The sequence below is a fragment of the Paenimyroides tangerinum genome, assembly GCF_003865405.1.
Taxonomy (GTDB): domain Bacteria; phylum Bacteroidota; class Bacteroidia; order Flavobacteriales; family Flavobacteriaceae; genus Flavobacterium; species Flavobacterium tangerinum.
On the sequence record NZ_RQVQ01000059.1, the window covers coordinates 1 to 11,328 of the forward strand.

General features: G+C 31.3%; 8 protein-coding genes. 1 reads left to right on the forward strand and 7 read right to left on the reverse strand.

What is annotated here, in order from left to right; genetic code table 11:
* Window positions 1-251: 251 nt before the first annotated feature.
* Window positions 252-905 (reverse strand): hypothetical protein, encoded by a 654-nt coding sequence (locus tag EG240_RS15375; protein ID WP_125020232.1) that lies wholly within the window; start codon window positions 903-905, stop codon window positions 252-254.
* A gap of 501 nt (window positions 906-1,406) precedes the next feature.
* Here EG240_RS15375 and EG240_RS15380 point away from each other — a divergent pair.
* Window positions 1,407-3,857 carry an ATP-binding protein gene (locus tag EG240_RS15380; protein ID WP_125020233.1) on the forward strand — a complete coding sequence of 817 codons (2,451 nt, stop codon included), beginning with the start codon at window positions 1,407-1,409 and terminating at the stop codon, window positions 3,855-3,857.
* Window positions 3,858-4,444: 587 nt separating this feature from the next.
* Here the strand turns inward: EG240_RS15380 and EG240_RS15385 are convergent.
* From EG240_RS15385 to EG240_RS15410, 6 genes are all read right to left on the reverse strand, one after another.
* The gene (locus tag EG240_RS15385; RefSeq protein ID WP_125020234.1) at window positions 4,445-5,875 is read right to left on the reverse strand and encodes an anion permease; all 1,431 of its coding nucleotides are present in this window, start codon (window positions 5,873-5,875) and stop codon (window positions 4,445-4,447) included.
* 17 nt (window positions 5,876-5,892) lie between these two features.
* Window positions 5,893-7,065 (reverse strand): porin, encoded by a 1,173-nt coding sequence (locus tag EG240_RS15390; protein WP_125020235.1) that lies wholly within the window; start codon window positions 7,063-7,065, stop codon window positions 5,893-5,895.
* 2 nt (window positions 7,066-7,067) lie between these two features.
* Window positions 7,068-7,823, reverse strand: coding sequence for a succinate dehydrogenase/fumarate reductase iron-sulfur subunit (locus tag EG240_RS15395; protein ID WP_125020236.1), 756 nt, complete (start codon window positions 7,821-7,823; stop codon window positions 7,068-7,070).
* Window positions 7,824-7,831: 8 nt separating this feature from the next.
* Complete coding sequence (locus EG240_RS15400) at window positions 7,832-9,751, reverse strand: fumarate reductase/succinate dehydrogenase flavoprotein subunit (RefSeq protein WP_125020237.1); 1,920 nt, start codon at window positions 9,749-9,751, stop codon at window positions 7,832-7,834.
* 8 nt (window positions 9,752-9,759) lie between these two features.
* Window positions 9,760-10,410: a succinate dehydrogenase cytochrome b subunit gene (locus tag EG240_RS15405; protein WP_125020238.1), complete on the reverse strand. Its 651-nt coding sequence runs from the start codon at window positions 10,408-10,410 to the stop codon at window positions 9,760-9,762.
* A 231-nt stretch (window positions 10,411-10,641) separates the two neighbouring features.
* A complete protein-coding gene (locus tag EG240_RS15410; RefSeq protein WP_125020239.1) occupies window positions 10,642-10,851 on the reverse strand; it encodes an SGNH hydrolase domain-containing protein in 210 nt (69 codons plus the stop codon).
* Between the last annotated feature and the right edge of the window lie 477 nt (window positions 10,852-11,328).

The window sequence follows — 11,328 nt, forward strand, 5'->3', positions numbered from 1 at the left end:
ATTGATAGATAAAATTAACTAATAATTAAATTTTCACAGATTTTGAATGCAATGCATTCAATAAGTAACATAAATTGTATGTCATAGCTGGTTTAATTTGTAAAAATATGTGTATCTGTGGGAATTTTATAATGCACTAGGGGTTAATTAATAGTTTACACATTAAAAAAATAAATTACACGACAAATTTTAATAGTAAAGGACTCCATAAAAAAACGGCTTTTCATTTTAGAAAAGCCGTTTTTTTTTATTTAACTACGCACCCATTTAGATACACTTTCTAACAATTGGGGTTTATCTTCAAGGGCAATTTTTGCCACTGCATAGAATTCATTTACCCATTTAATTACGTCATCAAAAGCCTTGTTTTTATCTTGAGTAGCTTGCTGGCTTTCTCCTTTTTCTTGCGCGTAAGTTGCGTAAGCAGATTGCGTGGTAGCTAACTTTGTCAATTGCTCATTTACGTGCGTTGCTGTAATTCTTAAACGGTTTAAAGACGTAAGCCAAGCTGCATTATTTTGAAGAGCGTTGTAAAAAACACTTATCGAATTTAAAACCGAGGCATTACGAACAGGAGCATTGCCTACAAGCTCTAGGTTTTTAACTACATCTGGCTGACCTTTAAAAACAATTTTAGCCTTTTTACGATCGATAGCATAAACAGCAACCAATGCCTCAAAATGAGTGCTAAAATTGGCATAAGCTGTGGTTTCTTCGGCTGTTTCGGTTTTATTGGTACTGTATTTAGCCAATAAAGTATTGTATAAACTTTCGCCTTGTGTAATTGCGGTCGCATCGTAACCATATTCAGCCAATTCAGTGGCTAATATCGTGTCTTTTTTTACATTCTCGAATAATACTCCGTAATTCTGAATGATTTGTGCTTCTGATGATTTTTTTGCCATAATTTTTCTTATTTAGTGATTGATTTTATTTTTTAGCAAACTATTGCGTTACTACGACTTCATCTTGTGTTGCTACGACTTCGTTTTGCGTTGCTACGACTTCGTTTTGTATTACTACGACTTCGTTTTGTGTTGCTACGACTTCGTTTTGTATTGCTACGACTTCGTTTTGTATTGCTACGACTTCGTTTTGTGTTACTACGACTTCGTTTTGCGTTGCTACGACTTGGTTTTGTGTTGCTACGACTTCGTTTTGTATTGCTACGACTCTGTTTTGTGTTGCTACGACTCTGTTTTGTGTTGCTACGACTTCGTTTTGTGTTGCTACGATTTTTTATTTATTTAAATTAACACTTTATTGATAAATTACCAAAAAAATAATTACATTCGCCATTAATCAAACAAAACACTAACAATTGTTCTTTTTTACGAAACTTTCATCTTGATTGTTTTATGGAAGAATAATATTATAACCAATTATTTAAAGACACTTTATAAAGTATGAATGAACACTTCAAAATGGTTTCTGAAGAACAAGTATTAAAAATTAAAGATTATAAAATCAACTCTGAATTTACAGAATTAGATTATAAAGAGGTTTTCTCAATAAAAGAAAATAAAGATAAAATCGAGTTTGTAAAAGATATTTTGGCATTCGCAAATTCTAAAGGTGGCTATATTATTTACGGAGTAAATAATGATTCTAACTGGGTAGGATTAGACGAAAGAAGTGACGAAAAAATAGATGATGCTGATCTTTCAAATATATTCGACAATTTTATTGATGGAGAAATTAATATTTTAACGAATACAGTTGAAATTGATTCAAACTTTTTCTTCATAATTTATATCCACCCAACTACTAAAAATGAAATACTATCATTTAAAAAAGATGGGCAATACGTAAAAAAGAACTGGGGCAATAAACCTGATAAAAATATTACAGTTTTTAGAAAAGGTGATGTTTATTGTAGAAGAGGTAGTAGATCAATCAAGGCTGACAGTCTTTTTTATAAACAAAAAAGTATAAACTTTGGTATAATTGAAAATATTTCAACTCAACCTATTCTATATAATGAATTTATTGGTAGAAAAGAATATTTAACTGATTTAGATAATAAATTAAACCATTCATATAATAGAATTATACAAATTGATGGAATTGGAGGGATTGGAAAAACAACATTTGTTCATCATTATGCATCAAATTTAATTAAAGACCAAGAAAATAGAACTTTTGATTTCATTATTTGGGTTAGTTCTAAAAGAAACAAATATACACCTAACGGCATTAAGGATCTAAGTGAATTTATAGCAAACTATAAAGAGCTTATTCTTGAAATATATGATTTCATTCAAAAAAATAATTTATTAGATGATAATGACCTTGAAGAATCTTTAGAACCTGATGAGATTGTTATAGATTTTTTGTCTAAAAACAAAGTTCTATTGATTATTGATAACTTAGAAACATTAAATGACTCAGAACTAATAGCTTTTTTAGAAAATTCACCACCTACCTTAAAGATTATACTTACAACAAGAGAAACACTTGGTGATTTTTATTTAACTAGAATCAATCTTCACGGCTTTGAAAAAGAAAACGAATTTCCTGAATTTTTAAATTCTCAATATAAAATTTTTACAGGAAAAGACAAACCTGAATTCATTCAATTATATAAAGATAATGTAGAAGAATTATATAATTACACTAAGGGAATGCCTCTTGCTGGTCAATTGATTTGTCATCAAATTGCACACGGAACACCTATACAAAATGTAATTAACAACATTAAGAATGGTAAATCTTATGAAAATATTTTAAGTTTTTGTTTTAAAGGATCTATTGATAAACTTAGTGAAATTGAAAAAACACTATTGTATATTTTTTCATTACCAGAAAAAGAAGAATTTTTAAATCTTGATGATTTGGTTTATATTAGTGATTATACAGCTGACCAAATTGGAATAACAGGCATTCCAAATTTAACAAAAATGTCACTTTGCTATCAAAAATTAGAATCAACTGCAACTATTGGATATTCTATTCCTTTTCTAGCTAAATTATATTCTAAACAATATTTGAATTTAGATAACGAATCTGTTATTTTATCGAATTACGAGAAATTTTTACTAGAGAAAAATAAATTTAATTCAAAAGATATAACTATTTTAAATTTAGTACATCGCTCAAAAGCTAAAAATTTAGTTCAAAAAGTGGCTGCTCAAGAAGCTTTAAAAGCATTAACACTAGCTAATTATGATTATGATTCTGCTATAGAAAATATTAATGAATTAATTGAAAACAATAAAAGCTTTGCATTTTTATATCTAATTAAGGGTAAAATTGAAGAAAACGGTATTTATAGTGACTCATATGAAAGAGCTAAAAAAGAATTTAAAATGGCAACTGAGTTAGATAATTCTTTTTTAGAGGCTTATATAGAATTAGGATATCTTGAATTCAAAAGCAGATTTGGAAAACGAAAAAATGCTAAGGAAATTGTTAATAATAGTATAAATTATTTTTTAAAAGCTTACGCTTTAGACTCAAAAGATCAACGAGTGTGCTTAGGCTTGGCTCAAGCGTACACATATAAAGCAACCAAAACAAATTTCACTTCTAATAAACAAGGAAGGATTGATTTAGCTAAAAAAGCAAATGAATATTTTGAAAAATCTTATCATTTAGATGAAGAACTAACCTCATCCCAGATTCACTCTAATTCAATGGCAGCTTTTAATAATGCTATTAATTATAGAAATAACATTAGAGATAATGAAAAAGCATTAGAAATTTGTGAATTTGGTTTAAAAAACGACCCTAAAAACTATAAATTGTTAGATTTAAAAAATGAATTAATTGAAAAAATTAGAGGTAATGAATTTTCTAAAAATCCAAAACAATACATTGAAGAAAATCTTAAAAATACAAGCTGGAAAATAAAATAACTGGCTAAAATAACTAAACTTTAACTTCCCTCTGCTCCGGCATCTAGCCTAAAACTAACCATAATAACATAAAAATAACCAGCAGTAATTTTAGGATTACTGCTTTTTTATGGACTAAACCATTGTAAAATTCTTGTGTTTGGGGTTTCGTTGTTTTATATAATCTGATAGTTTTAAATGAAAAAAATATAAAAAATATCTACTGCAAATAAATAGTAATCAGTATTTAGTGAACCGTAATTTTTATTTAGTAAATGAAATTTATTTAAATTAAAAAACAGCTTTTCCGTTTTTAGAAGCCGATTTGTGTTTTTATTAACAACGAACAAAGATTAATTTTCTTAATTTTTACCCCAGGTGCATTATCTAATAAATATTAAAAACTTGTTATTCAATTAATTATTTTTTTGACACAGATGCACAGATTTAAATTGATAGATAAAATTAACTAATAATTAAATTTTCACAGATTTTGAATGCAATGCATTCAATATGTTACCTAACTTGTATATCCTACATAGTTTAATGCGTAAAAATCTGTGTATCTGTGGGAATTTTATAATGCACTAGGGGTAAAAATATTTATTTTAATAAGCATTAATTAATCCCATCCAAGAAGTTCCTACAACTAAAAAAATTAGCATTAAAAACAACCCGATTACTAAACCATAAATCCACCAAGCTTTTAAATCTACATAACCACTTCCGAAAAATACAGGAGCTGGTCCATGTCCATAATGGGTTAATGTTCCATACAATGATCCTGTAAAACCAAGCATTAAAGCTAATAGTAAACCTGGAACACCTAATGAAATTCCTACAGCTAATAAAGCAGCATACATTGCAGCAACGTGAGCTGTAGCACTCGCAAACATATAATGACTGAAGAAATAAACACCTAAAATAATTGGGAAAGCATAATGCCAATCCAAACCACCCATTTGTGCTTCAATTAAACTACTAAACCATTTTATAAAACCTAATTCGTTTAATGAACTTGCCATCATAACCAAAACAGCAAACCAAACAATGGTATCCCAAGCTCCTTTTTCTGATTTTACATCTTCCCAAGTTAAAACAGAACTCAATAATAAAATAGCTAAACCTATAAATGCGGTTGTTGTTGCATCGATACTAAATAAATCTCCGGTAATCCATAATCCTAAAAGAATAAAAAATGTAATTAGCATTAAAATTTCAGAACCTTTAAACGGTCCCATTTCTTTTAATTTTTCTGTTGCAATTCTTGGTGCATCAGCAGTCTTTTTTAATTCAGGTGGAAATATTTTATATAAAACCAACGGCATTAATAAAAAAGCAACCAATCCTGGTATAATTGCAGCTTGCGCCCAAGACATCCACGTGATTTTTAATCCCATATCTGCGGCAAATTTCTGACACATTGGATTACTTGCTGTACCAGTTAAAAACATGGCTGATCCAATTAAATTGGCATAATAACAATTCAAGGTTAAAAAAGAACCTAACTTTCGATGTGTTTCTGGCTTTTGCGGATCTGAATCAAAATTCAAAGCCGTTGCTTTCATAATTGGATAAATGATTCCACCACCACGAGCAGTATTACTTGGAATTGCAGGTGCTAAAACCAAATCGGCTAAACCAATTCCGTAGGCTAAACCTAAAGTTGTTTTCCCAAAAACTTTAATAAATAAATAGGCTATTCTATTTCCTAAACCTGTTTTTATAAATCCACGAGCAATAAAAAATGAGATACCGATTAACCAAATTACTTTATCACCGAAACCTTTTAAACTCAACGTAATTGATTTTCCGGGTTCTCCAGGTGCTAACAATTGAAAACCTGCTGTTAAACCAACAGCAATCATACACATGGTTCCCATTGGTGCAGCTTTTAAAATGATTCCGAAAATTGTGGCTACAAATATGGCGAACAAATGCCAAGCTTCTGGCACAACACCTTCTGGAATTGGACAAAACCAAATGGCAGCTCCAACGGCAAACGTAATGGCTAGTTTACCTAAATTAACTTCTTTCATAACTATTTCTTTTTTGATTATAACCTACATTGAAATTGGACAAAACCTAAACTTGAATTGTAATTTTTGGTATTTGGAATATTGGTTTTATAATTATCGAATTGCATTCCCACTTGCAAACGTGCACCATAGTTTTTAAGAAATTCTAAACTAAACATTGGGGTCCAAGTTTGTCTAGGATTTGAATGGATTTTTGTACTTGCATCTAAATATTCGTATCGAAGTGAAAATTCAACAGCTTTAAAACGCGGATGTCCGATTTCATATCTTAAATTCGGAAGTACATAAAAACCGCCTAATAAATAGTCATTTATATTAATTTGAGGAGCATTTTCTTCGCCTAAACTAGCTAATACAGAAGTATATAAAAAATGGTTTGTTGCTTGATAACCTTCTGCTCTAAAATCAACACTCCAATCTTGAGCTAAATTTACTTTGTAGGTAAAATCAAATCCATAAGCGTAAACCTTTTTTAAATTCTCGTCGCCAATTCCACCACTTATACCAACTGTAAAATCATGTTTTTTATCTAAATCAAAAGAAAATCTTCCGGTGTAGTGTTTGCCATCGTTATTATCTAAAGTATTTTTCCCATTTCCGTTAGTTATAGAAACAGCATAATGAAAAGGAACTTTTCCTAAATCAACTTCACCTCCGGCAGACACACCGATTTGAAAACTTTGCCAACCGTTGCTTCCCATCAAATAATAAGCATTAGACCAATCGATAGATTTGATGATATCAACCGCATGAGAATCCTCAATTCCAAATTGAGGCCTAAATTGCCCCGCTTGGATTTGTAATTGTTTGCTTATTGTATATTTTACAAAAGCATTTTCTAGTACACGTGTTTTGGGATCGTTTTTGAAATCAGCTAAATTGATTAAGGTATTCAATTCTAAATTTTCAGAAATTCGAGCAGCTAACGAGACACGCATTCTTTTAATTTCAAATGAATTGTTAACCCCTTTTCCATTGGTGTAATTTAAGCCATTAACATCTACATTATCTTTAAAATTTACTAAATAACGTGCTTGAAAAACACCTCCCAATTTTAACTTAGGAAACGTTTCTTCTTTCTTTTTGGGCTCTACAACATTAACTTCAATCTCTTCAAAAACGGGTTCTTGAGCGTGTAAACAACTTGTAATTAACAAAGCTATTATACCAAATTGAGAACGAAATTTCATGATTAATGCTTTTTAGATTTGAAGAAACTTGCTCGATTGTACTCGTAATTCATACGCGCAATGTTTAAAACAGAAATTCCTTGAGGACATTCAACTTCACATGCTTCTGTATTGGAACAATGACCGAAATCTTCAGCATCCATTTGATGTAACATTTTCAAAACTCGAGAATTTCGTTCTACTTTTCCTTGAGGAAGTTGAGCAAATTGTGAAATTTTTGCTGAAGTGAACAAAGCAGCACTTCCGTTTTTACAAGTAGCTACACAAGCTCCACAACCAATACAAGCTGCAGCATCAAAAGCACTTTCGGCAATTTCGTGCGAAACGGGAATTGAATTAGCTTCTGGTGCTTGACCTGTATTTACAGAAACGTATCCGCCAGCAGAAATGATTCGGTCAAAAGCGGTACGATCAACTTTTAAATCTTTCTTAATCGGAAATCCGGATGCACGAAAAGGTTCTATAAAAATGGTTTCGTTATCTTTAAACTCGCGCATGTGTAACTGACAGGTGGTTGTGTTTTTTAAAGGACCGTGAGCGATTCCATTAATTACCACACCACATTGTCCGCAAATACCTTCTCTACAATCGTGATCAAATTCTACAGGTTCTTCATTTTTTCGAATTAGCTCATCATTCAACGTATCTAACATTTCTAAAAAAGACATGTGCGTATTTACATTATCTAACGTATAATCAACCATACGACCCTGATCTTCACGATTTTTTTGTCGCCATATTTTAAGATTTAATTTCATAAGTTGGTTTATTTATAACTACGAATAGTTGGTTGAACAAATTCAAATGTCAAGTTTTCTTTATTTAAGATAGGTTCTTTATCTAAAGAACCAGGCCATTCCCATGCAGATATAAATTGAAACTCTGCATCATTGCGTTCTGCTTCGCCATCTGGAGTTTGATATTCTTCACGGAAATGTGCTCCACAAGATTCATCTCTGGTTAACGCATCGTAACACATTAAAACTCCAATTTCAAAATAATCTGCCACACGACCTGCTTTTTCTAATTCTGCATTCATTCGGTCTGAATCACCTGTTACATTTACATTCTTATAAAACTCATCGCGTAACTTATTAATGGCATCAATTGCGAATTCTAACCCCTCTTTGTTTCGGGCTAATCCACAATAATCATATAATAGTTTACCTAATTTTTTATGATAATAATCTACGGTTTGATTTCCTTTTATCTGAAGTAATTGATCTAATTTCAATTTCGCTTCCGCTTCTGCCTTATCAAAAGCTTCATGCTTTGTACTAATTTTCCCGACTTTAATTTGATCTGCTAAATAATTTGCAATGGTATAAGGCGCAATGAAATAACCGTCAACCGAAGCTTGAAGTAAGGAATTTGCGCCTAAACGATTGGCACCATGATCTGCAAAATTTGCTTCACCAAGCGCAAATAAACCAGGAATTGTTGTCATCAATTCATAATCAACCCAAAGTCCACCCATAGAAAAATGCGCTGCAGGAGAAATCATCATTGGTTCTTTATAGGCATTGATTCCGGTAATCTTTTCGTACATATTAAAAAGGTTTCCGTATTTCTCGGCTATTTTTGGTTGTCCTTGTTCTTTGATAGCTTTAGAAAAATCTAGATAAACTGCATTCTTCAAAGCTCCAACTCCAAATCCCGCATCAATGCGTTCTTTCGCTGCACGAGATGAGATGTCACGTGGTGCTAGATTTCCAAAAGCAGGATAACGTCGTTCTAAATAATAGTCGCGTTCTTCTTCAGGAATATCATTTGCTATACGTTTTTCTTCAAGATTTTTAGGTACCCAAATTCGACCATCGTTACGAAGCGATTCGGACATTAAAGTCAATTTAGATTGGTAATCTCCAGATTGTGGAAGTGAAGTTGGATGAATTTGTGTCCAACTTGGAGAAGCAAAAAAAGCACCTTTCTTATAGGCACGCCAGATGGCAGAGCCGTTACACCCCATTGCTAAAGTTGACAAATAATATATTTTTCCGAAACCACCCGTTGCCAGCACTACTGCATGGGCAGCATGACGCTCGATGGCACCGGTTTCAAGATTTCTAACAATAACTCCACGAGCTCGATCGTCAATCACTACCAAATCTAACATTTCGTGACTAGCGAATAATTGAACTGTTTTTTTATCGACTTGGCGCATCAAGGCTTGATATGTTCCTAAAAGTAATTGCTGTCCTGTTTGTCCACGTGCATAAAAGGTTCTACTTACTTGAACACCTCCAAACGAACGATTATTTAAATAACCACCATATTCTCTACCAAACGGAACACCTTGAGCTACTGCTTGATCGATCAAGTTCACTGAGCATTCTGCCAGACGATAAACATTAGCTTCACGAGCTCTAAAATCTCCACCTTTAAGTGTATCTACAAACATACGGTAGATACTATCTCCGTCGTTTTTATAATTTTTAGCTGCATTTACACCACCTTGAGCAGCTACAGAATGGGCTCTTCGGGGCGAATCTTGAAAGCAAAATGATTTTACATTGTACCCCATTTCACCTAACGAAGCAGCAACAGAAGCTCCTGCTAATCCGGTTCCGATAACAATTACATCTAATTTTTTACGGTTAGCAGGATTTACAAGTTTTGCCGTTTTTTTATAATTAGACCATTTTTCTTCTAATGGTCCTTGAGGAATTTTAGCATTTAATTTCATCGAAAAAACTATTTAGAAGTGAAAAATATATAGATTGGCATTAAGGCAAATCCTAAACAAATCAGTACAGCATAAGCTACTCCAAGATATTGAACCCAACGAACAAACTTAGGATTGAATAACCCCAATGTTCTAATTCCACTAGAAATTCCGTGAGCTAAGTGATAGCCAAGAGCAATCATAGCAACTACATAGATAGCAACCAACCAGCCTTGTTGAAAAGCTGTAACAACTACGGTATATAAATCTTTATTACCCCACGGATCTAAACCAATTGAACCAAATTTATATACATACCAAAAGTTTTGAAAATGTAGCACAAGAAAAATCAAAATGATAAATCCTAAAATCCCCATATTTCTACTGCTCCATTTACTAGATCTACCGCGTGCATCTTGTTTATAGTTACCTCCTGCTTTTTTATTTTTTGCAGTAATAATCCAAGCATAAACAGCATGTAGTAAAATAGATAAGTATAAAACATAGGAAACTATTTTTATAAAAATATTTCCTGTAAGAAAATGCGAATACCAATTAAAACTTTGCTGTGCCTCGGAGGGTGGAAGAAATAATTGGGTGTTGCCTAAAAAATGAATCAAAAGAAAGAAACATAGAAAAAGTCCGGTTAAAGACATCAGAAGTTTACGAGTTACCGTCATACAAACAAGTAATTAATTAAATATAAATTAAATCATTAAACAACAACATAAAATTACAATAGCAATTTAACATTAATTTTAGACAAAATAAGATTTGGAAGTTTTTTTTCAAAGAAAATTCAAAAAGGATTGATAAAAATCAACCTATATCACAAATAAGCAATACAAAAACAAGGCTATGTAAAATAATAAAGAAAATTTCTTTAAATAGGTTGCTTCTTCGCTGATAAATTATTTGGCTTTATTCAAAATGTTTTTTGAAAAATTATAAAAATCGTCACCAATTTCATCAGCTAGTTTTGTTGAACCATAATGATTTAAATGGTTTGAATCATAATAAATTAAGGTGTCGTTGTAAAATGGAGCATTATCGAAAAAATGCTTCTTAGACAAATCATAGTAAAAAACATTTTTATATTCATTAGCTAGTTTTTTAATCATTAGAATATCTAAAGAATCACGATTATCCTTTTGTAATTTTCCAATTTTGTTAATGTAACCTTTATTAACTTTTAAAATATTTACTTCTTCTTATATTGGGAAGGAATTAATAATAATCAATTTTTTATTATTTTTCAAAAGTATATCAGCTAATTGTCTAATTGGAATATTAAAATCATTAACTGCTATAATAACTAAAGAAACTTTGTCAATATATTGATTCGTCAGGGGTGATAGATTTTTAGCGAATCGTAAATTTTATTTCCTAAACAATCAAAATCAGGAACCTATCGAAATTAAAAATATAGACAAATTATCCTATGCAGAAAAAGGCTTTCTCGTTGCGAATAAAAACAATAAATATGGTTTCGTTGATTCAAACGGAAAATCATAATTCCAATTGAATATGATGATGTACAACCTTTCGATGATTTTGTTGACTTAACCTATCAAGACGTTTTGTTTGGAGTTAAGAAA

Bases quoted from the DNA above. Each gene is read 5' to 3' on its own strand.
- EG240_RS15375 (WP_125020232.1), bottom strand. From the start codon at position 905: ATGGCAAAAAAATCATCAGAAGCACAAATCATTCAGAATTACGGAGTA.
- EG240_RS15380 (WP_125020233.1), top strand. From the start codon at position 1,407: ATGAATGAACACTTCAAAATGGTTTCTGAAGAACAAGTATTAAAAATT.
- EG240_RS15385 (WP_125020234.1), bottom strand. From the start codon at position 5,875: ATGAAAGAAGTTAATTTAGGTAAACTAGCCATTACGTTTGCCGTTGGA.
- EG240_RS15390 (WP_125020235.1), bottom strand. From the start codon at position 7,065: ATGAAATTTCGTTCTCAATTTGGTATAATAGCTTTGTTAATTACAAGT.
- EG240_RS15395 (WP_125020236.1), bottom strand. From the start codon at position 7,823: ATGAAATTAAATCTTAAAATATGGCGACAAAAAAATCGTGAAGATCAG.
- EG240_RS15400 (WP_125020237.1), bottom strand. From the start codon at position 9,751: ATGAAATTAAATGCTAAAATTCCTCAAGGACCATTAGAAGAAAAATGG.
- EG240_RS15405 (WP_125020238.1), bottom strand. From the start codon at position 10,410: ATGACGGTAACTCGTAAACTTCTGATGTCTTTAACCGGACTTTTTCTA.
- EG240_RS15410 (WP_125020239.1), bottom strand. From the start codon at position 10,851: ATGATTAAAAAACTAGCTAATGAATATAAAAATGTTTTTTACTATGAT.